Consider the following 26,185-nt stretch of genomic DNA (forward strand, 5'->3'; position numbering starts at 1 on the left):
GACTACGCCTCCCGTGCCGACGACGGGGCCGGACTCCTGCCGGCACCGCCGGTAACCAGGATGGCGGGACCACCGCTCATGCTAGCCTCGCCGCGCCCGATCGGTACTCGAGGGCTGGCCCTTGTTGAACAACAGATAAAGCGCGCGCGGGTTGGTAGTAAGATAACGCCAGAGCAGCCGGCGCGGCTCCAACCAGATTCGCCAGGCCCATTCGAGCCCCATGTCCTGCATCCATTGCGGGGCGCGGGCCCGGCTTCCCGAAAGGAAGTTGAACAAACCGCCGGATGTCTTGATGACGCCGACATTGGTCAGCCTTGGCGTGAATTCCTCTACGAAGGCTTGTTCGTAGGGAACGCCGAGCGCCAACCATAAATAGTCCGGCGCCAGCGCGTTGATTTCGTCGATTTTCTCCCGCAATGCCTTGCCCCTGAGATAACCATGGGAACGCCCGACGATCCGCAAGCCGGGGTACATTTTCTGGACATTGGCGACGGCGGCGGCATTTTCCGCTTCATCCGCGCCGAACATATAGAACGTCAGCCCCGCCGCCGCGGCCTTGCGGGCGACGACGTGAAATAGGTCGGTGGTCGCGACGCGTTCCGGCAGCGGCAGCGGCGATTTCAGCCGCGACACGGTGACGAGTGGTTGTCCGTCGGCATTGATGAGGTCGGCCGCGCGGAACAGCCGCCCGGTCATCGGCTCAGTCGAGCAGCGCGCCAGCACTTCGCCATTGGCGGATGTCAGATACAGCGGACGTCCGACCCGGCGTTTCGGAAAAACCACGTCGATCATGAAATCCGCGGTCTGCTCGATATCGAGCACGGCGAGCCGCAGCCCGCCCAGCGAGATTCTGGGCACGCTGGCAGTAGCGGCCCGTCCTATCGGATTTGCGCGGCGCTCAGACATATCGCTTGTCCCGCTGACGGTCGACAGCCGCGGAGTTGAGTTCGTTAAGAACGACACCGATCAGCTTACTTAATGTCACAAAATTGGACGCCCAGGACAGTTCGACGGTCCTGGAAACGGCAAATGGCTTAGCCGTCGCCTCGCCAATACGGAAGTTGGGGCGCAAAGGCGCTCTTCTATCATATGTCAGCATATTCTCTCGGGATTCCAAATGTTACGGGTTCCGAACTGCAATATACGGTCCAGATCCGCGTAGCGCCCCAGATTCGTGCGGTTCGAAAATGGATTGTATCGGTAATGGTTACCGTGCAGCGATTAACCAACGAAGAGGCCCCGAAGGGTCCGCGGATCCTCCGTTCAATTGGAGGCTGGCTGCACCCGAATGTGATTGCCGATCACCAGTCCGGTCAGGCACAACAGCAGCCCCAGCGCGGGTGGGGAGAACAAGGCCTCTTCCTGAAAGAAGCCATTGAACAGCACGACGATCACGCCAAACGATGCGAGACCCTGCGTAAGCATTCCGGAGGACGCATAGAGGCGCCACGCCTTCAGTGCCACCGCAAAATAAAAGCCGAGCGGTACCAAAGCTGCGATGCCCATCTGGTAGAGGAGGACGCCGATCGCACTTTCGACGGCGCCATCGATCGATCCGGCTTGCTGCGCGGCACTCCAGTCAATCGAGAAAAAGCCTTCCGACAAATTCCCACCAATTCCCAAACCGCGACCGAACGGCATCTGAAGGAAGCCGTTCCAGCCGCCCATGAAGCCGATAACGTGATAGTCGCCAATTTGCAGGCCGACGTAGATCGCAGCGGCCGCATAGGCGATCAAGGCCACTAGCCCCAACAGCAGGGTCATCACGGCGCCAAGCAGCCGAGTCGAAACCCAGGCTAGGCAAACAAATATGATCAGAATGAGCGCGCCCTTGACGCTGCAGAGAATAATGAGAGGCAGCGCGGCCAGCGCCAGCAACGGACGCCCCACCGAAAATAGAAAAAGACCAAAAAAGGCTATTCCGTAGCCGAAACTGATCGGACTCATGTTCGGACCGAAGATGCGCAGGATCTTCGATAGCCCCAAATCTTCGAGTAGCGGGGTGTTCAAAAAGCTGAACCTGAATCGATCTATCAGGTCGACTGGTACATTTCCGGTGGCCCGCATCTGCGCTTCCCAAACGCCCGAACGGGTGGCCTTGATCTCATCGAAGCCCCAAAATGTATAGCCGTTAGTGACACCCAACCAGAAGTCTCGGAAAGCAAACTCCATATAGCCGCAGAGGATCAGGATGACGCCAACCGCCACCAGGAACGGTGTGACGCGAGCTTCATACGTCGCGGCCGTCAGAAACGAAAGCTGAAACAAAAACAGCGGCAGCACGATATTGCGTAGATAGATCGATGCCGCGAGGCCATCTTGAATGAAGCCAATGGCGAAGTACAACATCACCGTGGCAAGCGCGATGATGCCCCACAGCATGATCCGATTGATTTCAGCCGAGTGATTTCTTCGCCCCAGTCCGTAAAGTACCAGCGTCGCCAGCCACATTACCGAGCAGACAAGGAAATTATAGCCTTTGATGAATTCCAGCTCAGACGGATTCGGGATGTTGGACGACAGGATCGAGATGAAGAGATTCTGAAAGAACAGGATGAAGATTGCGATCGAAGGCGCATACGCCGGAGCCACAAGAATGATCGCGCAGCCCACTAACGCCTCGACGCTGATGGCCAGTATCGGGCTGGCAACGTGCAACAGCGGAGCGAATGCAATCGACGCGGCGGCAAGGCCAATCGCCGGAATCACGTCGCGGGCGGAGGCCGGCGGCCGCTCGGCTATGTCTAGCCGCACCGGGTTTGGCAGTGCGGGGAATGCCGGGCGACGCATTCGTCGCACCTTTCGTCGTCCAGTTCAATTGGATGGCGATAGCGCGGAATGTGTAAAGATTCGTTAACAATAACGGACGATTGCGCGGCCGCTCGCAAGGGGCATTGCCGACCGGCGGCAGTCGCCAATTTTCACGGCATCCGAAGCCGCTCAGATTCGTCGAGCAAGTCGGCGCGGCAGCTTGACGCCTACATCAGCACATCGCGCTCGAGACAGCGGCGCTCAACATGCCGGCACTCTCAAATCACCAAAACGTTTCAATCTACGAATCCACGACAGAAATGCGCTGAAGCATCCAATGGCAATGCGTTAACACAAACAGCAATGCGTTAGTGTCTGAACAGGTCTTCCTCTGCTATAGGATGATCGGTCCGGCTCGACCGGCGTTCTCAATTATTTCCGGTTTGTTTGGTTGCAAGTATGAATCAGAATAGAGAAGCGTTCGACGTCAGCATCGACAACGCATTTGACTTCTTGTCTCAAGAATACGCCGAGCTGTTTGCTGGTTCGGCCGCAACCGCCTTCCAGCATCCGCTTTGGTTGGACAGCACCTATATCAAGCTCGCCCCCGCCGCCGCGGCGAAGCGACTGATTATCGTGGTCCGGTATCGGGCAACCGGCGCGCTGGCAATGGTGCTGCCCTTGCTGCGCGTACGGCGCGGTCCGATCTGGATGGTTGAATTTGCCGACCTCCGCGTCTCTGACTACCTCGCCCCGGTCTGCAGCGCAGAAGTGTTTTCCGAAGTGCTTGCGGATGCCAAGGCCTGTCTGGAGATTCAACGCCTCATCAAGCCATTCGACATGCTGCGGATGCCGAAGCTGCCGGACGGGAAGTTTGCTATCGAGAGCCTGCTGGCAGCGCCACCCCCGGTAGTCGCGCCATCGAGCGCTTACTCGGTTGCTCTGATAACTCCGTTCGAGCAATGGCGGGCGAGCGCGCTCGATCGTTCTACCCAAAAGGACCTTGCCAGGAAGTGGCGGCAATTGGAGAAGAAGGGCGTGCTTTCCTTCTCACGCTGTGAAGATACCTCGGCCATCGCCGCGACCATGGGGATGATGAAGGAGTATCGCGGCCCCCGATTTCACGCGCGTGGAGACGGCGATCTGCTGCAGGGTCCCGAATATTTCGACTTTTATTCCGATATCGCGCTCCGTGGGGTTGGTTCCTTCGTCCGGCTCTATGCGCTCAGAATGGACGGCCGAGTGATCGCGGCGGTGCTGGGGCTGTACCACAAGGGAGCCTTCCTCACCGTCCTGAACGCGTTTGACGTTGCAGGGTACAAGAGCCAATCGCTCGGTCTGCTGATGTTTGAGCAGGTTGCAAAGGATTGCGTCGAGCGAGGCGACCAAATCCTGGATTTCACCATCGGCGACGAGCCATATAAGAAACTGTTTGGAGCCAAGGCTTCGCCGATGTGGCTTCTCACTCAAACGGGCAGCGCGGCCGGCACCCTGGCTGACTTTGCACTGAAGCAGGCGCCCTGGGTCAAACAAGCCGCGAAAAAGATAGCCGATATCCGACTCTCGCCGGTGCGAGCTTGAACACACGGGCTGTTCATCTCGTGTCTAGTCCTGCGGAGCGCGCAGAGTGTCAGCAGGAGTGCTGCTGGCCCCGCAACCGCCCGGCAAGATTAACGGGAGTCCGTTAAGTACACGTCTTTCACAACAGCATCGCTCTTAACCTAATGGGCAGGTTCATACGAACAAACGATGCTTATGGCGGCTCGATGCACTACAGATGGCGGGCTGCCCCCTTGCGATGCCTGCTGCACAAAAAGAGGCGAGTAATGGAACGAGCCGATTTCAGCCGAAGCGAGCCCCTTTCCAAGGGTGTTCGCTGCCCGCGTACAGGCCTCCATCTTTTTCGCGTTTCTCTGCGCGATAATCCATTGACTAAGCAATGGAGGGATCTCGCATCTCGTGCCCTCATCCAGAATATTTTCTATGAAGAGGAGTATGCCATATCAGCGGCTATACCCTTCGGTGATGGCGTCGAGCTTCTTGTTGTAACTGAAGATGCGTCACCAATGTCCCGGATGCTAGGACTATGGCCGGTCCGAGTGTCGCGGCACCGATGGGGCGTGCCGCTCCCGGTGTTAACCGGATGGACCCATCCCTTTGCCGCTTTGGGTGTGCCGCTTTTAGACCGTGATCACGCTGAAAGCGTGCTGAGTGTCCTGTTGAGGGCCGTCAATCTAATACCCGGATTGCCTGCGCGCACATTCATGCCAAACGTTCCGGAACAAGGGCCATTTCCTGAGCTTCTAAATGCGCTCAGAAGCAAGCATGACCTGCGATCATGTGCCTTTAATTTGCATGAGCGCGCAAAGCTTGATCCGCAAAGCCGCGAGAAATACTTCGAAAGCAATCTTTCATCGCGCACACGAAGCAAGTTACGACAAGAGATGCGCAGAATTGAGCGCGACGGACGCGTCGAGTTCGAAACTATTTCGGAAGCTGGCGCAATCGCCGATGCGATCGAAGATTACATTCAGCTTGAAGGGCGCGGCTGGAAAGCGCGTGTCGGGACGGCGGTTAGTTGCTCGCCGACAGAAACTGAATTTCTACGTGGCGTTGCCAAGGCGTTATCAAATCAAGGGCGAATCAAAATACATCGTCTGAAGCTGGATGGCACGACGATCGCTTCATCCGTCACATACTTCTCTGCGTCAATGGCATGGTACTCCAAGATTTCATTTGACGAATCTCAAGCCAAGAATTCGCCTGGGTCTCAGCTCGTCATGTACGCTACGGAGGAATTGCTACAAGATCCGTCAGTGATGTGGGTCGATTCGTGCGCTCCTCCAGGACACCCGTTGATGAAGAAGTTCTGGAGTGAAAGTCTATCGATCTCGAACCGAATTATTGATGGTTCGGGCGCCGATCCATTTTTCCGACCGGCTGTTGAACTTGAGCGGCTGAGATTGAAGACAGCCGATATTTGGACCGCTTATAAGGGCCTACGTCGTGCACGCCTTAAAAATGCATGAGGATCATGGACCGAGCGGTTCGTTGATCCGACATGACTCCTTCACCAGAATGACGTCGGCCGCCGGCGACTTATTGGAATTTGGCGTTGCGCGCACGTTCAATTTCTTGTCGCCAGAAATTTTTCAATTGTATGAACGTACGGATACAACTGCATTTCAGAATTCGAATTGGAAGCTCAAAAGCAAAGCCGAAGCACGCTAGATGCTGCGCGTAATTGTGGCCCAGTTATCCATGAGCCGGATGTCATCTCATCTTCACCGGATTCTCCGGAATGAAGCGACGGTGGGCGCCGCATCGTCGGTCATGCTCACCGGCGCGGCCGCAATAACTTCATTTGGCATGCTCACCGCCCTGGCTCGCTCAATGTCTACGGCGGATTTTGGGTTGCTTGCGGGCTGGATGAACGCCCTGCTGTTTTTATCAGTCGTTGCCGTGTTTGGTCAGGAAACGATATTTGTGCGGCACTGGAACGAATTCGTGCAGCAACGGCAATTTGCTCGCGCCCGCGGACTTCTGCTCTTTGGCATTGGAGTGTCTACTCTGGGGGCGGCGCTCGTTGCGGTTGGCATTTACGTAGCGTCGCCATGGTTCGCCGCGAGTCGAGAGTTGCTGGTCGCAGTGCTTCTTTTTCTTTTCGCTCAGACGCTATGCCTGTTTAGCTCGCAAACCGCCCGCATCACTGCCGGAATCGTATCAGGCGTTATTCACCGGGAAATCACCTGGCGTTGCATGGTTTTGTTGGGCGTCGCGTGGTTTGCGTACAATGAGGCACCATTCACCCTGCTAACCTTCTTTTACCTGGCAACAGGCGGCTTACTGCTCGCGGTAATGCTACAAGTCAGATCAACAATCGTCTCACTGCCGCGGCAGGTTATCGTATCTAAGCCAGAAATCGATATGCCTTCCTGGCTAGCGAGGTCATCGCGAATGTGGATGGCTGCTCTTCTCGAAGCGTCAAGTCAGTACCTCGACGTTGTCGTCGTCGCAGCAATTCTGTCATCGCTCGACGTTGCGAATTATTTCGTTTGCGTGAAGCTCGCAGCTCTCTTTCTGATGCTTAACGATGCATTCGCCCTCTATTCGTCGCGGCGGATATCATTCCTGTATCACCGCGGAGAGCTCCGCTCTTTGCAGTCGCTACTGAAGCAACTCTCGCTGCTTATTTTCGCCTTGGTCGTTCCCAGTCTTCTTTTTGTCGCGGTTGCCGGTGACCTGTTACTTGGCGTATTCGGCCCAACCTACCAAGCGCAGCATTCTATCCTCATCGTCCTTTGTATCGGGACGGCTACCGTGGCCCTCGGTGGTCCTGCTACTTACCTCCTCCTGCTCACCGGCCATGAGACGGCATACATTCGGACCTTGGCCTTATTTACCGTCTTCCGATATGCGTTCATCGGATGTTCCGGTTTTCTGTTCGGATTGTTCGGTGTGGTTACCGCAAGTGCGGTAGCAATGATCCTTCTTACCTTCACGCTGATTTTTCTTTGCCGGAAGCTAGTTAAGGTTGACCCATCGATATTAGCCTTCCTGGGAAGGGCTAAGACGGAGGATCGATTGGGCCTGCTGCGAAGCTGATGGTTCCCGTTTTTAGCTGCTCCGCCGTCGATCCGAACGGATTCTAGCGGCGGCCCAATAGGGCCTTCAATACCCCGGCGTCGGGCTTGCCGGTCTTGTCGTCGACCAAGCCGAATCCCTGCTCCAGTTCCCAGTGCGCCCAGCCCCAGCAATGCTGCTCGGCATAAGCCACGACTGACGAAAGCCAGCGTAACCGACTGTCCGGAGGAGAGCTGGCTTTCAGCACGCCGAATTCATTGATGATGATTGGGCGGGCGAACCGCTGCTGCCACGCCGCGGCAGGTTCAAGCCATTTGTCGATTCGAGTTTTGTCACGCGATCCGGCAATAGCCCGGTCCAGCATCTCGAGTGCCGCCGTCCTGTTCTCATCCAACAATTGCTGCCGGATTTCTTGAACCTTGGGATCGTCGGCGTGAATGGGGTATGGCAATCCCCTGATGCTGTGTAGCGGCTCCTTCGGATCCCAATGTCCTTGATGGGTGAAGGCCATGGGATCGTAAAAGTGAATCGCATAGACGACATTTAGATCGCTCAAGGGACGAAAGTCCGGCAACGAGTCGGCGCGTTGCCAGTTCACAGGACCGACGATAAGTGTGGTGCCTGGAAGCAACCGGCGGACAACTGCGGCAAGCTCTTCGACTTCCACCTGCCATCTGTCGGCACCAAGGTCGGGCTCATTGAGCAATTCGGCGAAGATCCGATCTGCCGGATGCGATCGAATGACCTGAGCCAGATCGGTCCATGCATCCTTCATCTCCTGCATCGACGCGACCGGGTCTTGCCGGTGCAACCGATTGAATTGGTCTCCGGGATGCAGATCGACGGATATGTAATAGCCGAGGGATAAGAGTTCTGTCAGCGCGCGATCGATTGCGTGCAGCCGATCGTCTCGTTCTGCTTTCGCAGCGAACCGCGGCATAATGTGCTCCGCCGACACCGGCAGCCGAACATGGGTCATGCCGGCCTTTCGGAGCTGCCGAAGCAATCCCGCGCTTGGCGGGGTAGACTTTGAACCGTTGATCCAGCCATCGGCATTGAAGCCGCGAGACAGCGCGCCAATTCTATCCGGCGGGACAGTGTGCGTCAGCGAAGCACAAGCGTTCGCGGGAGCTGGCGGGAGAATGGAAATCGATATGGCGGTCGCGATTGCGAGCCGTTTCATCTTCCGCGCGTTGGCATTCGGCCGGGTGTCCATTGTCGGCATATCTCGAGCTAGCTCATGGCCACCATCGGGATTGCCGCTGCTAGGCCCGCGTTCAACTCGCCAAACCCAAAGACTCGCTTTGGGGTTGAGGAGGGGCGGAGCTGGCGGGTACGCGATTGAGGACAATTCCGGTTGGGGCGACGCCGAATTTCGACAGGGCTGTTCTTGCTTTGCGGATTTCAGCCGGATCGGCCGCGCCGTCCCGCAGTACCAGGATTACCATGTCGGCATGAGCCGACAGCGACGCGATATTGGGTTGTTCGGCAAGTGACGGTGCATCCACGACGATCAGGTCGAACTCTGAGCGAATATCGTCGGTAGCTGGCGGACCGGCATTTTGGCCGGCGCTCAGGAGCACATTGACGGAGTGGAGGCTGGCCTTCGATGCACCTGCTCCGTCGCCGGGGCCAATCTCGGCCGGACCCGCCTTTGCGCGAGCGGGCTCCGATTGCACCTGAATGATGACACTCAACATTCCCCCGTTCACTGCGGACAGATTCAGTGAGCGCGCAACGGTGCTGCTGCCTGCGTCATTCTCAACCGACGTCACGAGAACCACCTTGCCGCGATCGCCCGGCACCTCGGAAACCCTGTCGAGCAGCGCGCGAAGGTGGGGGCTCAGATCGAGCTCTGCCGTTGCGGCAATTGGTTTCTGCCAAATGCTTCTGGTGCCTTCCCGTGGCGGCAGGTTGGGAATACGGGCCCAGACCGGCAGGTCCTCCGGCGGCTCGGGCTGGATCGGGGGTGAATCCACACGACCAGCCTTCGATCCCGGCTCCGGGGAATTTCTCCTCGTGTCAAGCACGGCAATTACCGCCGTCGATATCAGCATCGAGGCGATCGCGAGCGCAGCGACGAGCAAAACCAGCGGCGGCCGGGTCGAACGAATTGGCGGTGTGGCAAGAGAAGCGATCTTGGTCTGTGAGCTTTGCAGAAGGCGCTGCTCATTGGTTGTCTTGAATCGCGACAGGAACTGTTCGTAGATATTCTTGTTGGCCTCCGTGTCACGCTGCAGCTCCTGCAGTTTCACGAACGCCTGGCCGTCGGTCAGCATCTGCGCTTCGACAGCTTTCATCTGACTTTCCAGGGATTTTTGCTGCTCCAGCAGGGCTTCATACTCGGACTTCGCAGTTTCGATGTTGCGCTTCCGCTCGGCCTCGATCTGTTTATTGAGATCGTTCAGCTGGCTGTACGATATGACGAGATCAGGATGGCGGTCGCCGAACACGGCACGCTTCTGCGCAATCTGATCATTGAGCGCGGAGCGCTGAGTGCGCAGAATGCTCAGCAGGTCCTGTTTTACCGGTCCGTCGATATTCGCTTTTAGATCGCGTTGCGCCTGCTGATAACGCGTCCTCGCTTCTTCGGTGCGGAGACGGGCCGCGGAAACCTGCTGGTTCAGTTCGGTAACCCGGAGTTGCTGCGTCGTGCCGTCCCGGCCCGCATCGACGATTTTATGCTCAAGCTTGAATGTAGCGACCGCATCCTCGGATGCCCGCAAGCGGTCGTTCAATGTCTTGAGACGACTGCTGAGCCAGGCCGCAGCTTCGTCGGTCGCGGCGGTGCGAACCTGGCCCTGGTTGGCGACGAACGCCTCAGCCACCGCATTCGCATAGCGAGCAGCCTGTTGCGGACGATTGGAGACGAACGTGATGGCTATGACGTAAGTGAGGCCGCGGCGAGAAATATCGAGGCGGCTGCGGAATTTTTCGAGAAGGCGTGAGGTGTCGATTTCACCGCCGGCGATGTCCTCGTCGTCGCGAATTCTGAGTTGCTCGATCAACGGTCGCAAGAATCCATCGGATTTGGCGATCTCAATCAAGCTCTGAAGAGCGGCTGCATCCTGGCCGATGCCGGGCAGCACATCCTGCTCGGTGGTCACGCGCTGCTCTCTGGGATCGACAACGACCAATGCGGTCGAGGCGAACCGTACCGGGGTGACCAACAGAACAAGGATACCGACGGCGACGATAGCCAGCGCGAGCATCAATATGCGCCGCCCGCTTTCCCGCAAAAATGTAATTGCGCCCGAAACGCTCAGCGAGCCCTTCAGCAGGTCGGGCGATCCGTTACGAATCTTTCCGGCCGGGCGGCCCGGAGCTTCCCACGAAGCCGAATCCTCTCTCCGATCGGAATTGGCTCGGGTGGCCCGGCTACCGAACATCATACGTTCCAACTCAATTCAACTGGCAAACACCGTTCAGGGGCCCGCTACAACGTAAATATCTATAGTTAATCGACGGTTACCCCGGCCGAGCAATGCATGACCAACTGGTTAATAATGTAGCTGTACCGTGGCTCGCCGGTTAACGCCTGGTATTTGCTCGGGGAGCCGTCGCAACTTATGCATTAACCCCATCGCGCTCTAGCCGATGTATGGCCAATCATCGCGTGATAGGTACGTCTCGCAAAGGTACGAAGTCCATTCCCCGAACTGATCAAGAAGCACGTGCTCTTCCACGACACAAATTGCGAGGTTTCGACGCGATCATCGACCGCGTCGCGCGGTTTGCAGGTTGAGATGAATCAAAAGCGCCGAATCATTCTGGTCCAGACCCAGGCGGAGAACGCCGGTGCTCAGGAGATCTCCAGGCTTGTCGGTGCTGGCCTGACCGCGCGGGGTTATGAGGTCTATAATCTGTTTTTCTTTCGCAAGTCGAAGTCCTTCGACGAGCCGCCCAATACGCTTTATTGTTCGCCCGGCCGGCCGGGAACTCCATTGGCGTTACTGAGATTTCTGTGGCAGCTGGGACGGCACATCAGGAAAATTCGACCCGATGCGGTCCTTACATTTCAGCATTTCGGCAACGTAATCGGCGGAGGCGTATCGCGCCTCGTCAGCACCGCGCCCGTGATCGCGAACCAGGTTTCATCGGGCATGTCGATGAGCTGGCCGGTCCGCGCTGCGGACATCGTGATGGGTAGCCTCGGGGTCTTCAAATACATAACGGTCAACTCGCTCGATATGCAGCGCGAGTATGCGCGATATCCCGCAAGCTATCGATCGCGTATCAAACACGTCGCCCACGGCTTTGATGACAAGTCGCTGGATATCTCGAAGGAAGCTGCGCGGCAGCGGTTCAATCTGCCGCTCGATTCTGTTCTGCTTGGTTGTGCGGCGAGACTACATCCTCACAAGCGGCTTGATGCCGCGATACGTCTGCTGGCGGGTGAACCATCCTGGCATCTCGCGCTGGCCGGGCAGGGGCCGGATGAGGGGCGACTAAAGTCGCTGGCCGATGAGCTGAAGGTGTCAGACAGATTGCATTTCATCGGCGAGATTGCGCCGCAGTGCATGGGCGAATTTCTTGCTTGCCTGGACGTTTTCGTGTTCCCTTCGCAAGCAGAGACGTTCGGTCTGGCCGCCGTTGAGGCGGCAAACGCGGGTATTCCCTCCGTGGTCAATGATCTGGCCGTTTTGCGCGAGGTATTGTCGTTCGAAGGAAAACCCGCGGCGCTTTTTGTCGATGCCTCCGATAATGAGAAATTCTCTGCTGCCGTCTCCAGAATTCTCGTAGACAAACCTCTGAGCGACCAGCTGCGGCGAAATGCGAGGGGACTAAAGTCGCGTTATTCGGTAGGCACGATGGTGGACGAGTATGTGGGAATTTTAGACCATTCGATTTAGTCTTCCGTGCATTTGAGAAGTGGGTCGGACATGATTGTCGAGTTCCGATGCGAACGTGAGCATGCGCGGCTGTGGATGAGCCGCGGAACTTTGTCGGTCAATAATCAGGATGTCCCGGTTCAAATCGCGTGGACAGGAACAGCGGCGCCCCGGCCGGCGGGGTTGGAGACGCTCTTCGAGCTCGAGCGTATGTTGTTGCGAAAAGGAAAGCCTTGTGGTGCCGACAAGCTCAAGGTTGTTCGCGAAGAATTCCAGTGCAAAGCCGGTAAGGCCGATGTGGTTGTCGACTTCACAAGCGCCAGCCGGGATCCGGCCTGCTCCGCACAACTGTATCTACGCCCGCTATTTAACGGAGCAGCCGGTGAAAACGCCGCGCTGACGGCCATTCTCGCGGGTGATCTGCCGGTTATCGAAATCATCAACGAACTCGACGGCGCGGTCCTCGATCGCGGTCATCCCTCCAAGGAAATTGCAGTTGGGTTGAGCGGTGCTCTCGATACGGTCATGGCGCGAACCCTGACGCTGCTGACAGCAATTCTGTCCGGAAGCCCAAGGATCCTGCCGCAGTTGGGGCATCGTTCCCACGGGATTGCTCCGCGAAATCCTGCAGTCTACGTTACCCGTGGGCTGGCTTTGTCGATCGCGAAGCAAATATTTCGCCTCTGCTGCTATTCACCTCATTGGCACGTGGGGTGGCGATACAGCGAGAATGTGGCCGTTTGGAAGACCGGGGATTTATCCGGACCGAGCTGGCATGTTCTTGCGGATCCAGGGCATCGCTTCTTCGCCGACCCGTTTCCGATCACATGGCAGGGAAGAACATTCGTTTTCTTTGAAGATCTTGATCATCGCGTCGGAAAAGGCATCATTTCCGCAATTGAGTTCGACGCTGCCGGACCAGTGGGCAAGGTTATTCCCGTATTGGAAGAGGCTTGGCACCTGTCTTATCCATTTCTGATCGAGCATGACGACGAACTATGGATGATTCCGGAAAGTACCGGGCATCGGGATGTCGCGGTCTATAAGTGCATTCGATATCCAGACAAGTGGGAGCGTCACTGCACGCTGCTTTCCGGCCTCGAACTGGCTGACGCTACCATCACCCGGCATAACGGTATGAACTATCTGTTCGGCGCCTGGCGCGACGGGACGGGTGGATATTCGGATGCCCTGGCGATTTTTTACGCTGACCATTTGTTTGGTCCTTGGATGCCGCATGCTAGCAATCCCGTTTTGCTCGATCGAACGACGGCACGGCCGGCGGGAAGTTTCGTGACAATGGAAGGAAAGCTGTGGCGGCCAGTCCAGGATAGCGCCGATGGATATGGCTGTGCTCTCGGTCTTGCGGAAATCGTTGAACTAACACCGAAGACTTTTAAGCAAATCGTCCGGCACTATATCCGACCCGGACCGCTATGGCCTGGAAGAAGGCTTCATACGTTGAACCGCTGCGGCAACCTGGAGGTGATAGATGGAGCGCGCATTCAACCGAAAATTCAGGCTTTCGCCAACGTGATCTGAATCCAATTTAGCCGTCACGCGAAGAGATTATTCGTTCAATTCTGCGTTTCCCGGATCATGTGCAGCGCGGCCCGCAATTGCGCGGTCCATCGTCATCCCATGGGTCCCGGCTCTGCGGTGCGCCGCTGAAGAGGCGCTGCACCGCGCCCCTGACACGGCGCAATCAAATCTGCCGCACCACGCCCGGCTGTCCCGGCGGGCATTCCAGCGCGTCGCGGTCCCATTTGGCGGCATTGGCCGCTGCCTCATAGGTGCTTTGCAGAAATTCAAGCAGCGCTTGCTCCGGCTGCGGGGCCGTGCGCACGGCGTCATAGGGCAGGATGAATTCGCCCAATGCTTCGCTGAAGAATGCTGCCTCCGGCCGCACCCGCGTGGTGCGGAAGCCTGCCGGCTCAGGATAGGCATAGGAATAGAACGCGGGATAGTCGATCGCACCGCTGCCGGGCCAGAAGCCGGCGCTGCTTACTTCGTGGGAATAGGCCTCACAAGCTACCGCATCGGATAAATGCGGCACGCCGCCGGGATGGCGCGGCGCGCGGCGTCCGGAAAAGCGGGTGACTGCAAGGTCGAAGCTGCCCCAGAAAAAATGTACCGGACTGGCCTTGCCGAGGAAGCCGGTGCGGAATTGCTTGAACACGCGATCGGCATTTACAAGAATTTGCAGGAAGCGCCGCACTGCATCCGGATCGTAGGATGAATGCTGCTGATCGGCCGAGAACCGAATCGGCTCCGGCAACTCGTTGGGCATCTCGTCGATGCTGATGTTGATGCCGAGCTCCGCGAGATCAGCCATGATCGCCGCGTAAAAACTCGCCACCGATTGTCCGGCCAAAGCCAATTGCCGCTTTGCGCCGTCGCTCGTCGAAATCCGCAACGCGTGATCGATAAAGTCGAAGTCGATTTGAAAACTGCGCGCACCGTCGGGAATAGGCGAGGTCGTCAGGCCGCGTGCGGTGACATACAGCGCGACGTGCCAGGAATGGTTCAGCCAGGGTTCGCGCGCCAGGCGGATCTTGCCGACGATCTGGGTCCAGAGATGCAGTGTCTCACAGGTCTCGCGCCACGCCGCCGTCGGCAGTTCCGGCCACGGGACTTGCAGGGCGTTGCTCATGCGTGAACTCTCTGTCGGGGCGCCGTGGTAACGACGAACGTCGTGAAGGCGTATTATTTATCACGGATCGCCGGGCCAGCTTCACGAATTGCTGCATTCCGGACATTGCCGCTTACCGCGTGAGGCCCGGTAAAGGCTTCGGCACCACCAGCGCCGCGCAATCGCCCGCAGCGGATTACGTGCCAATTGATAAATAAAGAGAATTTCGATCATGGCAAATCCGTCGCCGCCATGACGCAAATGGGGCGGCATCCCCGAAAGGGAATGCCGCCCGTGTCGCATCAGCCATGCAGTTTTTTCGCGGTCTCCGCGATCACCCGTCCTTGGTAGCGCGCGCCCGCGAGTTCGTTTTCGCTAGGTTTGCGGCTGCCGTCGCCTCCGGCAATCGTGGTCGCGCCATAGGGCGAGCCGCCGGTGATTTCGTCGAGCCTCATTTGGCCTGCAAAACCGTAATTCAAGCCGACGACGGTCATGCCGAAGTGCAACAGGTTAGTGATGATCGAAAACAGCGTGGTCTCCTGGCCGCCGTGCTGGGTCGCGGTCGAGGAAAAGGCGCCCCCGACCTTGCCGTGCAGCGCGCCTTTCATCCAGAGGCCACCGGCCTGGTCGAGGAAATTCGCCATCTGCGACGCCATCCGGCCGAAACGGGTGCCGGTACCGACGATGATGGCGTCGTAGTTCGCGAGATCGTCGATTTTCGCCACCGGCGCAGCCTGATCGACCTTGTAATACGATGCTTTCGCTACATCCGGCGGCACCAGTTCCGGTACCCGCTTGATATCGACAGACGCACCGGCTTCGCGGGCGCCTTCGGCGACGGCGTTCGCCATCGCCTCGATGTGACCGTAAGCGGAATAATACAGCACCAGAACTTTTGCCATCGTTGATCTCCATGAGTTTGTTTGTCGGAGGGAAGTTTCATGGCCGGAGGTTTCCGGCCATTCACGTCTTGTGGGTTCGTCAGTTAAGACGTCATGCCCGACAACGAGCCGGGCATGACGCAAACGTGAGGTCAGGCCGCGTCGACCAGCACCAGTTCAGAGTCTTCAAGAGCGGTGATCCTGAGCCGCGCCTCATCGCTGATCGCGACGCCGTCGCGCGCGTTGACACGGACACCGTTGATCTCCACCGCGCCCGCCGCGGGGACCAGATAGAGATTTCGCGTCTTGCCCGGCGCATATTCCGCGCTCTCGCCGGCCTTCAGCGTGGTGGCGAGCACGCGCGCGTCGGCGCGGATCGGCAGCGCATATTTGTCGGCCTTGAAGCCGCTGGCGATGGTAACGAAGTTGCCGGAGCGATCGGATTTCGGGAACGGCTTGGCACCCCAGGTCGGCTGGCCGCCTTCCGTGGTCGGCTCGATCCAGATCTGGAAGATTTTCGTCTTCGTCGGCTCGAGATTATATTCGGAGTGACGCACGCCGGATCCGGCGCTCATCACCTGCACGTCGCCGGCTTCGGTGCGGCCCTTGTTGCCTAGACTGTCCTGATGCGTGATCGCGCCTTCGCGGACATAGGTGATGATCTCCATGTTGGCGTGGGGATGTGCGGGAAAGCCGGTGTTCGGCGCGATCTCGTCGTCGTTCCAAACGCGCAAGGAGCCATGGCCCATATTGCTGGGGTCGTAGTGGCTGCCGAACGAAAAGTGATGCTTGGCCTTCAGCCAGCCGTGGTCGGCGCCGCCGAGCTTGTTGAAGGGTCTGAGTTCGATCATGGGATATTCCTTTGATTTTTCTGAAAGTGCGGGGCGCGCGATGCGCCCGGCGTCGTGATTTCTCTCTGTTCGAATTCCGATGACGTCTGGATATGCGTTGCCGGATTGGCTATAAATAGAAACAATCGAAATGCATTGTTTCTGTTTTTGCGCTTGTCGGGTGATCCAGATGGCAAAACTTCCCGATTTCGAAGGTCTCGCGATTTTCGCAAAAGTAGTGGAATTACGGTCATTTGCGGCGGCCGCGAGCGAACTCGCGCTGTCCAAGGCGACGGTATCCAAGGCGGTCAGCCGGCTGGAGCAACGTCTCGGCGCGCGACTGTTCAACCGCACCTCGCGGCGCCTTGCTTTGACCGATGCCGGGCAAAAACTGGCCGAGCGCGCCGCACGCCTACTGGTCGATGGCGAAGCGGCGGAGAACGAGGCGCTGGCGCAGTCGGTGGCGCCGCGCGGGCTGGTGCGGCTCGCGGTGCCCATGACGTTCGGCGTCAAGGCGGTCGCGCCGATCCTGCCGGACTTTCTGGAGCAGTATCCCGATGTCGCGATCGACCTTCACTTGAGCGACGCCATGGTCGATCTGATCGGCGAGGGGTTCGACGCTGGCCTGCGGATCGCGAGCCTGCCGGATTCCTCTTTGATCGCGCGGCGGCTGTGCGCGATGCCGCGCTACACGGTGGCGTCGCCTGCGTATCTCAAGCGCCATGGCCGGCCGACGCATCCGATGCATCTCGCCCAGCACAAGTGCCTCGGCTACACCTACCTCTCCACGCAGGGCGTCTGGCACTACACTAATTCAGCGGGCGAGCAGGCGAGCGTGCGCCCCGCCGGATCGCTCCGCGTCAACAATGGCGAGGCGCTGGTGCCGGCGCTGCTGGCAGGCCTTGGCATCGCCGATCTGCCGGACTTTATCGTCGGCGATGCCATTGCGTCGGGCGAGGTCGAAGTGATCCTGAAAGACTGGAAGCAGACAGAGGGCGCCGTGCATCTGGTGACGCCGCCCGGCGGCCCGCGTCCCGCGCGCGTCGAGGTGCTGGCGGATTTTCTGGCGAAGCATTTTTCGATAGGGAAGGGACGGCGGAAGTCGTAGCGCGGACAATGCGGACAACTATCGCAATACTTGTTATTTCGGCTAGGCTGATTCTATCTCAACAAGGTTTTGGGCATTCGATGATGATGCGGATCGAATGAAGCCTCTTATAGCGCGCCGACATTCAAACAAACCCTACGTTACGCAGTGACGAAAATAAAACAAATCTCCGGGGAGAAAACGATGAACCGACGTGAACTTCTGAAAGCTGCCGCGGCGCTGCCGCTGGCGCAAGCCGCGCTTACGAATTCCGCCTTCGCGCAGGCCGCGTGGCCGGCGCGCAATATCACCATGATCGTGCCGTTTCCGGCCGGCGGCCAGGCCGATCTCGCGGCGCGGCCGGTGGCGCTGGCGCTGGAAAAAATTCTCGGCAAGCCCGTGATCGTCGACAACCGCGCGGGGGGCGGTGGCGGCTCGGTCGGCAATGCGGCGGCGGCGCGCGCCGAGCCCGATGGCTACACATTGCTGATGACGCTGTCGTCGCTCGCGGTATTGCCGGAAGCCGACCGGCTGTTCGACCGCCCTGTCGCCTATGAAGTTTCGCAATTCGCCCCCGTCGCGCGCGTGCTCGCCGATCCGACTTTGCTCGCGGTGCCGGCCTCGGCGCCTTGGAAGACGCTGCAGGATTTTGTCGATGACGCCAAGAAGCGCCCCGGCCAGATTCCTTACGGCTCGTCGGGTCCTTACGGCACCCTGCATGTGGCGATGGAAATGTTTGCGGCCAGCGCCGCAATCAAACTGCTGCATGTGCCGTTTCGCGGCGCCGGTCCCGCGCTGACGGCGCTCTTGAGCGGCACGGTGCAAGCACTGGCGTCGGCGCCGGGTACGCTGAAGCAGCAGGTCGATGACGGCAAGATGCGCGTGCTGGCGAACTGGGGCGCGGAGCGCATCGCGAGCTTTCCCGACCTGCCGACCTTCAGGGAACTCGGCTACAGAGATGTCGAGTTCTACATCTGGGCGGGGTTGTTCGCGCAGAGTGCGCTGCCGGCGCCGATTATGACGCGGCTGCGCGAGGCGATGGCGCTAGCCGTGAAAAGTCCGGAGGTGGCGAAGACCTTCGAGACCGCAGGCAGCCCGGTGGCCTACCTCGACGCGCCGGAATTTGCGAAATTCGTTGCTGAAGACAGCGCGCGCCTGATCGCGGCAGTGAAGAAAATCGGCAAGGTGGAGTAGAGGATGGGCGCCCCTTCCACGCGGGGGTGAGGAAGCGCCCGATCTTCACATTTTGTTGTCCGGCGTCAACCTTCCAACGCCTCATTTGCTTTGCAGCCTGCCCCCGTTTTGAGGCCAGCGGCGCGAGGCGGAACGCGCGCGCCGTGTGAATCCGAAAGGGGATCGGACATGCGAGTGCATCCAATCGTCATGGGACTTGCGATATCGGCCGGCTGCGGCATCGCCATTCAAAGCCCGGCTTCTTCGCAGGAATATCGGGGAACATTTGAACAGCGGGCTGCCTGCACGCCCGACGTTTTCCGGCTTTGCGGCGAACAGATACCGGACTCGACGCGGATCGTTGCGTGTCTCCGGCAAAATACCCTGCAGCTCAGCGGGCCATGCCGTGCGGTATTTGAATCAGGTGCCCGCGCCTCCCAACAATCAAATGCTCGCGCGCCCCAACAATCTACGCCGGCGCGATGATCTGTCGCCGAGGCCTTACGATGACCAATAGATGGGTCAACCGCTACCGGCCGTCCTGACAGACGTCGACCCATTCGGCAGCGGTGAGTTCAGCCATTCGCGATGGCGCGATACGCACGGCGCTGTGGGTCGAGCCTGCCGCAGGCACCACTTCATCGAACGCTTGCAGCGATAGGTCGCAATAGACCGGCAGCGGCGTTTTCAATCCGAACGGACAGACGCCGCCGACTTCATGGCCGGTGATTTCGGCGACGTCCTCAAGGCCGAGCATCTTCGGCTTGCCGCCGAAATGTGCCTTGACCTTCTTGTTGTCCATCCGCGAGGTGCCGCTGGCGACTATCAGCACCACGCGCTCGCCAATCCGCAAGCTCAGCGTTTTCGCGATCCGCGCCGGCTCGACGCCGTAGGCTTCGGCCGCCAGCGCCACCGTCGCCGAACTAAGCGGCGATTCGATCACAGCGATATCAGGGGCTCTTTCGGCGAAAAAGGCACGAACTGACTCAAGACTCATGGGCAGCGACCAGGTCAGCCAGTTCCGGCAGCGCGTGGATGCGATAGTCGGGCTCGAGCCCAAGCTCGTCCATCTGCGTCCGGATCGCCTTGAACATCGTGAGCGGGGCGACAACGCCGCTGTTGACGCATGCCAGCGCCATCGCTTCCGGCGTCACCCGCTCGATCCAGGCGACGTTCAGCCCAAAAGCCTTGGCGCCGCAGGCGTCCCAAGGGTTCGACGATACGAACAGCACTTCGCCGGGCGGCACGCGAAGCCTCGATTCGATCAGGCTATAGGCGTCCGGACTCGGTTTGAAGATTCTTTGGGAGTCGATGCTGATGGTGGCATCCAGCACGCGGTCGAGACTGCTGTTGGCTACCAGCGCATTGAGCATGCCGGGGCTGCCGTTGGAAAGGATCGCAAGTTTTCGGTTCTTCATCGCCGCAAGCGCGGCCATCGCATCCGGATAAAGATCGAGATGCAGATACTTGTCGATGATGCGCTCGAACGCTGCGGGATCGTGTTTCAGCCCAAGGCATTTCAAGGTGTAGGCGAGCGAATCCCGCGTGATGACAGAGAAGTCCTCGTAGCGTCGCATCAGCGAACGCAGCCAGGTGTATTCGAGTTGTTTGATGCGCCAAATTTGCGTGACGATCTCGCCGTAGCCGGGAAACGCCTCTTCGGTGACGGCGGCCACCGACTGAGTATCATAGAGCGTGCCATAGGCGTCGAAGACAATTGCTTTAATGGTCACAGGGGGAACTCATGGTGGGCATGTCGGAAAGCGGATGCATCTGACGTTTCGGAAGCTTAACACATCATGGTTTCGCGAAGCGCTGCCGTCCATAGCGCAGCACCATACCGGCGCCGTACCGAGGCGGCCGCCCTCAACGGAGGCATGCATGAAGGCTTGGCAGCTTCAACGACTCGGCGGAGAACTCCGCTTCACGGATGTGCGCACGCCGGAGCCGCGCCCCGGCAGTGCTTTGGTGCGAATCGAAGCGTCGGCGCTGATGTCGTACCTGAAGGCCTATGTGGAAGGAAAATTGCCGGCTTACAATCCGCCTCCCGGCCCGTTCACGATCGGGACCAATGGGGTCGGCGTGGTGGAGGCGGTTGGCCGCGATGTCTGGCATCTGAAGCCGGGTCAGCGCGTGGTGCTCTCGTCGTATTTCGTAGCAGCAGAAAATGTCGAAGATCCTGCGCAAGTCCTGATCGGGCTGACGTCAAGTCCTGACGCGGCGCAGGTTCTGGTCGACTGGCCGGACGGGACCCTCGCCGAATATGCGCTGATGCCGGTGGAGGCGCTCACACCCGCGGAAGGGTTGGACGGCTTCGATGCCACCCAGCTTGTCACCGTCGGCCGCTGCATTATTCCGTTCGGCGGTCTGCTTCGGGGCCGGCTGGCGGCGGGTGAGACGCTGGTGGTGAACGGAGCGACGGGCGCCTACGGCACGGCGGCCGTGCTGGTGGCGGTGGCCATGGGTGCGGCCCAAATAATTGCGGCCGGCCGCAAGCCAGAGGCGCTGGAAGCTGTGGCACGTGCCGGCGGCCCGCGCGTTTCGACGGTGACACTAACGGGCAACGTGCAGAAAGACGCCGGCGCCATCCGCGAAGCGGCTAATGGCGGTGCTCACATGGCGTTCGACATGGTGGGGCAGGCGCGCGATCCCAGGGCGACGCTGGCAGCGCTGCACAGCCTTCGCCGCGGCGGCCGGCTGGTGCTGATGGGAAGTATGACAACCGATCTGCCTGTTCCCTACACCACGCTGATGCTGAACAGCTGGGAGATCATCGGCCAATTCATGTATCCGGCCGGTGCCTATCGGCGGCTGCTTGACTTGTTGCGCAGCGGCCAACTCGACATCAGCCCGATCCGCCCGCGCGTTTATCCGCTCGCTTCACTGCCGGAGGCCATGGAAGCCGCGGCCACCGCCGGCAACCTCGAATGTGTCGTGATGCAGCCGTAGCGCGGCATCGCCGCGAATTTCTTGCCCCTCAAATATCCAAAAGCTTTCGCGCGTTAGCCTTCAATACTTTCGGTCTGATCTCGTCGCGAACGAATCTAGCAAGCCAGGTGCAAGGCCGACCCGGCCACATGGTGCTTTCCAGCGTCGCGTCCCGCCCGCATAACGCTTCAATCGGCCGGGACGTCAGTTGTTCCGCGGGTCGTCAGCCTGCTCCCCGGGGGCCGCTCTGTAAGGTAGGCATTTGGCACGATCACATCGCTGGCCAGCCCAAGCCACGCCAGGAAGCGAATGGTGAGATAGGTGTTGTCAATTTCCCACCAGCGATGACCATGGCGCGCCGATCGCGGATCGGCATGATGGTTATTATGCCAACCTTCGCCGTTGGAGATGAGGCCGACAATGATGTTGTTGCGGCTGTCCTCGTCGGTCTCATAGTTTCGGTAGCCCCACAGGTGCGTCACCGAATTGATAGCCCACGTAATATGCCAAACCAGGACCGTGCGTACGAAGACACCGAACAAGAGGATGCTGAGTCCAGTCTGCGCCGCATTTGCCGGCGTTTCTCCGAACAGCCACGCCACGGCGAATCCGAGGCCGAAGAATAGCGGCATCTGGCCGAGATTAATCCAGACCAGACCGTAGGTGCGTTCGAGCGCGACGTAAAAGCGATCGCGCAGGATGTCCTTGGCGTAGCGTTCGTAGATTCCGAGGCGCGAAAGCTCCGGCTGATGGACCAGAATCCACCCCATGTGGCCCCAGAAGAAGTTGACAAGCGGGCTATGCGGGTCCGGCTGCTCGTCGGCGAATTGATGATGCCGACGGTGAATCGCGACCCAGCGCGCCGGCGTTTCCTGGAGACAGGACATCGCGATGATCACCATCGCGTGCTCAAGCCATTTCGGACATTTGAGGCCGCGGTGGGTCAGAAGCCGATGATAGCAAAGGTTGATGCCAAACAGCCCGCACAGATGTGTGCCGAGCACGGCTACGATGAGGCCGCTCCAGCTGAAATACCCCGGTAAAAAGGCCAGCAGCGCCGCGACGTGATAGGCGCCGATGACGAGTATGTAGGGCCAGTTGAGCTGAAATGGCATCACACCTGCGGGCAGCATCAGCCGCACGTTTGCCCCAACAGGCGCGGAACGGTCCGCAGCGGCCTGTACCGCAGGCTTTGTCGTTGGCACCTTAACTGTCGTCATACCGGGGTCTGGATTCCAATCTCTGCACGAGACCAAGTCGCTAGCTCAAGTAGCCTGATCCTTGAAATATGAACCAATCACGTAACGGGTGCAAAACTTTGACTAGATTTGCTTATTTTTTATAATCGGACCTGGATAGGTTCCATAGGGCTGTGGCAGCCGACAACCCGTCGTACCCCTGTTTGCATTGACATTCCACCGCGCAATGGCTTAGAAACCGCGCATCCCGGGCGGCACAGCCGCCAGCGGGAGTAAGCTCATTTTGCCACTTTCGGCCTGTCGAACACGGCCTTTCAAAGCATCAGGATTGTTCCCATGAAGGTCCGTAACTCGCTGAAATCGCTGCGTGGTCGCCACCGCAATAACCGTCTGGTCCGCCGCAAGGGCCGGGTTTACGTGATCAACAAGGTTCAGCGCCGCTTCAAGGCGCGCCAGGGTTGAATCAGGCTTGATTTCGGCCGATTAGGCCCAGCTCCCAAAACTCCCCCTTCACGGGTCTTTGACGGTCTTGCTGCTTTGCAGGGGGTTTTTCCGCGTCTAGACTTTGGGGATGGCATTAAGATTCCGGCTCGCGCGCAACGGCCTGACCGCAATTCTCCTCACCGCGATGGTTTCGGCGGTGCCGGCCCTCGCATTTGCGCAGGATCCAAGGGTCGGCCCGCCGAAGCAGCAGAAAAAGCTGCCGGAAGCGCCGAGCAAGCTGCCGAATGTCGGCGCCGATCGCACGCGCGGGCTGGATTTCCTGTTCGGCGCGCTGAAAGCGGCGCCCGATGAGGCCAGCGCCAAGCATGTCGAGGCAAGGATCTGGGCGCTGTGGATGCAGACCCCGAGCGACACCGCGGCGCTGTTGATGATGCGTGCCAAGGCCGCGATGGATGCGCAGCAGATCGATATCGCCCTGAAACTACTGGATGCCGTGGTCAAGCTGCGTCCCGATTATGTCGAGGGATGGAACCGGCGCGCGACGCTCTTTTATCTGAAGAACGATTACGCCCATTCGCTCGAGGATATCGAGCAGGTGCTGGTCCGCGAACCTCGCCACTTCGGCGCGCTGGCGGGGCTTGGCATGATCATGCAGGACCTCGGCGACGAAAAGCGCGCGCTCGACGCCTTCCGCAAGGCGCTCGCGATCAATCCGCATCTCGAGAAGGTGCCCGACCTGGTCAAGACGCTGAGCGAGAAGGTCGAAGGCCGCGATATCTGATCGATCTGACCGCGCGAATTAACCACAACATCAGACAATCCATTGTGAAGGAGTTTTCGTTGCCGCGAAGTTGCCCGCTTGCGCGGGTAACATCGAGCGAAGATGATGAAGTCGTCGGTTTTGGCTGGAGCGACGCCGGCGATCGGGACGATTGCATCGCAAACGGGCTCTACTGGTTGGTCGGCAATCGCGCGACCAACGAATGCGAGATCGCGACCAGCAATCCGGGCGTGATCGGCGATATCTGGTTCGCGGATGACCCTACAAATCCCTCGACGATGCCAGGCTCGCCCGCTCGACCATCGGTGCCCCGCACCAAGGACGATGCTTCCGAGTGCGTTGCGATTAGTGCAGCGCGTTGCTGCCGCGTTCGAACGGCCCGCCCAAGGCCACCGCCGCGTACAGCTGCTGCAGTTCGGCCTCCAGCTGCTCGTTGACCAGCAGCAGCGCTTTCAGCGCGCCGTGGATGTCGCCATTGCAGTTGGCCACGATTTCGTCGATGGCGGCTTCGCGTCGGTAGGCAATCATTCAAAATCCTCCAATTAAACCGTGGGGTAAACTTTGGTGTCCGACCTGCGTTCCTGTGGATTATGGGGACAGATCAGTCGATGGACAGCCGCAACGGCTGTGCACTCGCCACATGGCAAAAGTGCGGACGGCATTGGTAAAAAAATATCGACCGTAGCTATATGACAACACGCGCAATGGCTCGCGGGAAACCGTTAGCCGCGAAACCCGGCCGCCCTAAAGCCGTAGCTCATTGGTGCCCAAACTCATCCGGACATTGCCAATGATATCAATTCTTGCCGTGACGGGGCTCGCGATTCTGGCGCTGGTTACGCAGGCCGGTGTCCTTGCCCTGCAGCGCGCCTATCCGGCGCAAGGCAAGATGATCGAAGTTGCCGGCGCAACACTCAACGTCGTCGATATCGGGCCGCGCGACGCGGTTGGCCCACCTGTTGTGATGATCCATGGCGCCAGCTCAAATCTGGAAGTCATGCGGCAACCGCTCGGCGACAGGCTCGCCAAAAATCATCGGGTGATTCTGATCGATCGTCCCGGGCATGGCTGGAGCACCCGGGTGCGTGCGCAGGATTCAACGCCGGCTGTTCAAGCCGGGATGATCGACGAGGCGCTGGAAAGACTCGGCGTCAGCACGGCCATTTTCGTGGTTCATTCCTGGAGCGGCGCGCTGGGCGCGCGCATGGCGCTCGATCATCCGGAGCGTGTCGCGGGTCTGGTGATGCTGGCGCCGGTGGCCTATCCGTGGCGCGGCGGCGTCGGATGGTACAACAAGATGGTTAGCACCCCCGTGATTGGCCCGCTGCTGGCCCATACGATCACGCTGCCGCTCGGTTTCTTTTTGGCTGGGCCGGGCGCCCGCGGTGTGTTCCTGCCGCAACTGATGCCGGACGGCTTCGTCGGCAATACCGCGACGCCGTTGTTACTGCGTCCGCGCGAATTCCTCGCCAATGCCCATGATCTCGTCACGCTGAAGGCGGCAGTGGCCGAGCAGGCGCCGCGCTACGCCGATATCAGCGTGCCGACCGTGGTGATTGCAGGTGAGATCGACAAGACCGTGTCGACCAACATTCATTCAAGGCCGTTCGCGCGCACGGTGCCCAGCGCAAAACTGATCGTGCTGCCCAATGTCGGTCACATGGTGCAATACGCCGCGCCCGACCTCGTGATCGCCGAAATCGACGCCATGATTGACAAGACTCGCAGCACTGCGGCTGCCGCGAACTAGGGCGTGAAGCCATAAATTCTTGGGAGTTGGCGGACGTCCGCTTCTCTAATCGGCCGTTTGGGGTCAAGCACTTTCAGACTATCCGCCATCACAGTGTCGATGTCGCTCGCGGGCTCGTGCTTCTCTTCGGAATCGGCACCCAGGCCCTTCCATCATGGGATTCGAAGACGAGGTGGAACAATCTTTGGGGCGGCCTTGCCGTCTCACAGACGATAGGTCCAAGCGGACATACGAACTCACCTCATCATCGTCCCGCGAGGGACATCGTTCCACGGCTTGGTGGAACTCGAGTTTTCTCCTATCGCATTGGTTG

Annotated in this window: 23 protein-coding genes and 1 pseudogene; 13 read left to right on the plus strand and 11 right to left on the minus strand. The window is 59.2% G+C overall.

Annotation, left to right across the window (positions count from 1 at the left end):
• Positions 1-81: 81 nt before the first annotated feature.
• Both N554_RS0124720 and N554_RS0124730 read right to left on the minus strand, forming a co-directional pair.
• A complete protein-coding gene (locus N554_RS0124720) occupies positions 82-906 on the minus strand; it encodes a WecB/TagA/CpsF family glycosyltransferase (RefSeq protein WP_029585946.1) in 825 nt (274 codons plus the stop codon).
• Positions 907-1,263: 357 nt separating this feature from the next.
• The gene (locus N554_RS0124730; RefSeq protein WP_245283697.1) at positions 1,264-2,790 is read right to left on the minus strand and encodes a hypothetical protein; all 1,527 of its coding nucleotides are present in this window, start codon (positions 2,788-2,790) and stop codon (positions 1,264-1,266) included.
• Between the two features lie 420 nt (positions 2,791-3,210).
• Between N554_RS0124730 and N554_RS0124735 the strand changes: the two genes are divergently transcribed.
• The 3 genes from N554_RS0124735 (at position 3,211) to N554_RS0124750 (ending at position 7,356) form a co-directional block, all read left to right on the plus strand.
• Positions 3,211-4,332: a GNAT family N-acetyltransferase gene (locus N554_RS0124735; RefSeq protein WP_029585949.1), complete on the plus strand. Its 1,122-nt coding sequence runs from the start codon at positions 3,211-3,213 to the stop codon at positions 4,330-4,332.
• A 245-nt stretch (positions 4,333-4,577) separates the two neighbouring features.
• Positions 4,578-5,780 (plus strand): GNAT family N-acetyltransferase, encoded by a 1,203-nt coding sequence (locus N554_RS38755; protein ID WP_197033730.1) that lies wholly within the window; start codon positions 4,578-4,580, stop codon positions 5,778-5,780.
• Positions 5,781-5,982: 202 nt separating this feature from the next.
• A complete protein-coding gene (locus N554_RS0124750; RefSeq protein WP_029585951.1) occupies positions 5,983-7,356 on the plus strand; it encodes a lipopolysaccharide biosynthesis protein in 1,374 nt (457 codons plus the stop codon).
• 43 nt (positions 7,357-7,399) lie between these two features.
• On the opposite strand, the gene N554_RS0124755 is transcribed toward N554_RS0124750, so the two are convergent.
• Positions 7,400-8,560 carry a glycoside hydrolase family 5 protein gene (locus N554_RS0124755; RefSeq protein ID WP_371259518.1) on the minus strand — a complete coding sequence of 387 codons (1,161 nt, stop codon included), beginning with the start codon at positions 8,558-8,560 and terminating at the stop codon, positions 7,400-7,402.
• A 52-nt stretch (positions 8,561-8,612) separates the two neighbouring features.
• Positions 8,613-10,727 carry a GumC family protein gene (locus N554_RS0124760; protein ID WP_029585953.1) on the minus strand — a complete coding sequence of 705 codons (2,115 nt, stop codon included), beginning with the start codon at positions 10,725-10,727 and terminating at the stop codon, positions 8,613-8,615.
• A gap of 354 nt (positions 10,728-11,081) precedes the next feature.
• Between N554_RS0124760 and N554_RS0124765 the strand changes: the two genes are divergently transcribed.
• Positions 11,082-12,188 (plus strand): glycosyltransferase family 4 protein, encoded by a 1,107-nt coding sequence (locus tag N554_RS0124765; RefSeq protein WP_081851402.1) that lies wholly within the window; start codon positions 11,082-11,084, stop codon positions 12,186-12,188.
• Between the two features lie 30 nt (positions 12,189-12,218).
• Positions 12,219-13,709, plus strand: coding sequence for a glucosamine inositolphosphorylceramide transferase family protein (locus N554_RS0124770; RefSeq protein WP_051677689.1), 1,491 nt, complete (start codon positions 12,219-12,221; stop codon positions 13,707-13,709).
• A gap of 163 nt (positions 13,710-13,872) precedes the next feature.
• Here N554_RS0124770 and N554_RS0124775 read toward each other — a convergent pair whose 3' ends face one another.
• A complete protein-coding gene (locus tag N554_RS0124775; RefSeq protein WP_029585956.1) occupies positions 13,873-14,820 on the minus strand; it encodes a DUF5996 family protein in 948 nt (315 codons plus the stop codon).
• A 2-nt stretch (positions 14,821-14,822) separates the two neighbouring features.
• On the opposite strand from N554_RS0124775, the gene N554_RS40275 reads away from it, so the two are divergent.
• A complete protein-coding gene (locus tag N554_RS40275; RefSeq protein WP_156042085.1) occupies positions 14,823-15,017 on the plus strand; it encodes a hypothetical protein in 195 nt (64 codons plus the stop codon).
• Between the two features lie 84 nt (positions 15,018-15,101).
• On the opposite strand, the gene wrbA is transcribed toward N554_RS40275, so the two are convergent.
• Both wrbA and N554_RS0124785 read right to left on the minus strand, forming a co-directional pair.
• Complete coding sequence (wrbA, locus tag N554_RS0124780; protein WP_029585957.1) at positions 15,102-15,701, minus strand: NAD(P)H:quinone oxidoreductase; 600 nt, start codon at positions 15,699-15,701, stop codon at positions 15,102-15,104.
• A 131-nt stretch (positions 15,702-15,832) separates the two neighbouring features.
• Complete coding sequence (locus N554_RS0124785; RefSeq protein ID WP_029585958.1) at positions 15,833-16,531, minus strand: pirin family protein; 699 nt, start codon at positions 16,529-16,531, stop codon at positions 15,833-15,835.
• Positions 16,532-16,700: 169 nt separating this feature from the next.
• Between N554_RS0124785 and N554_RS0124790 the strand changes: the two genes are divergently transcribed.
• Both N554_RS0124790 and N554_RS0124795 read left to right on the plus strand, forming a co-directional pair.
• Positions 16,701-17,618: a LysR family transcriptional regulator gene (locus N554_RS0124790; protein ID WP_029585959.1), complete on the plus strand. Its 918-nt coding sequence runs from the start codon at positions 16,701-16,703 to the stop codon at positions 17,616-17,618.
• 183 nt (positions 17,619-17,801) lie between these two features.
• Positions 17,802-18,791 carry a tripartite tricarboxylate transporter substrate binding protein gene (locus N554_RS0124795; protein ID WP_029585960.1) on the plus strand — a complete coding sequence of 330 codons (990 nt, stop codon included), beginning with the start codon at positions 17,802-17,804 and terminating at the stop codon, positions 18,789-18,791.
• Positions 18,792-19,299: 508 nt separating this feature from the next.
• Here the strand turns inward: N554_RS0124795 and N554_RS0124800 are convergent.
• Positions 19,300-19,767: a YbaK/EbsC family protein gene (locus tag N554_RS0124800; RefSeq protein ID WP_029585961.1), complete on the minus strand. Its 468-nt coding sequence runs from the start codon at positions 19,765-19,767 to the stop codon at positions 19,300-19,302.
• Positions 19,757-20,503: a haloacid dehalogenase type II gene (locus N554_RS0124805; protein WP_029585962.1), complete on the minus strand. Its 747-nt coding sequence runs from the start codon at positions 20,501-20,503 to the stop codon at positions 19,757-19,759. Before N554_RS0124805 ends, N554_RS0124800 begins: the two co-directional genes overlap by 11 nt.
• A gap of 148 nt (positions 20,504-20,651) precedes the next feature.
• On the opposite strand from N554_RS0124805, the gene N554_RS0124810 reads away from it, so the two are divergent.
• Complete coding sequence (locus N554_RS0124810; RefSeq protein ID WP_029585963.1) at positions 20,652-21,719, plus strand: zinc-dependent alcohol dehydrogenase; 1,068 nt, start codon at positions 20,652-20,654, stop codon at positions 21,717-21,719.
• A 167-nt stretch (positions 21,720-21,886) separates the two neighbouring features.
• On the opposite strand, the gene N554_RS0124815 is transcribed toward N554_RS0124810, so the two are convergent.
• Entirely contained in the window at positions 21,887-22,918 is a 1,032-nt protein-coding gene (locus N554_RS0124815) for an acyl-CoA desaturase (protein WP_081851401.1), read from the minus strand.
• 315 nt (positions 22,919-23,233) lie between these two features.
• Between N554_RS0124815 and ykgO the strand changes: the two genes are divergently transcribed.
• The 3 genes and pseudogenes from ykgO to N554_RS42250 all read left to right on the plus strand — a co-directional run bounded on the left by ykgO (position 23,234) and on the right by N554_RS42250 (position 24,471).
• Positions 23,234-23,359, plus strand: a complete 126-nt coding sequence (ykgO, locus tag N554_RS0124820; protein WP_002718645.1) for a type B 50S ribosomal protein L36 — start codon at positions 23,234-23,236, stop codon at positions 23,357-23,359.
• Between the two features lie 109 nt (positions 23,360-23,468).
• Positions 23,469-24,122 (plus strand): tetratricopeptide repeat protein, encoded by a 654-nt coding sequence (locus tag N554_RS0124825; protein WP_029585965.1) that lies wholly within the window; start codon positions 23,469-23,471, stop codon positions 24,120-24,122.
• A gap of 102 nt (positions 24,123-24,224) precedes the next feature.
• Positions 24,225-24,471, plus strand: a pseudogene (locus tag N554_RS42250) (hypothetical protein).
• Here the strand turns inward: N554_RS42250 and N554_RS0124835 are convergent.
• Positions 24,468-24,650 (minus strand): hypothetical protein, encoded by a 183-nt coding sequence (locus N554_RS0124835; RefSeq protein WP_029585966.1) that lies wholly within the window; start codon positions 24,648-24,650, stop codon positions 24,468-24,470. The pseudogene N554_RS42250 and the gene N554_RS0124835 overlap by 4 nt on opposite strands.
• A gap of 262 nt (positions 24,651-24,912) precedes the next feature.
• On the opposite strand from N554_RS0124835, the gene N554_RS0124840 reads away from it, so the two are divergent.
• Positions 24,913-25,872, plus strand: a complete 960-nt coding sequence (locus N554_RS0124840; RefSeq protein WP_029585967.1) for an alpha/beta fold hydrolase — start codon at positions 24,913-24,915, stop codon at positions 25,870-25,872.
• Positions 25,873-26,185: the final 313 nt, after the last annotated feature.

The sequence above is a fragment of the Bradyrhizobium sp. URHD0069 genome (assembly GCF_000701345.1).
Taxonomy (GTDB): Bacteria; Pseudomonadota; Alphaproteobacteria; order Rhizobiales; family Xanthobacteraceae; genus Bradyrhizobium.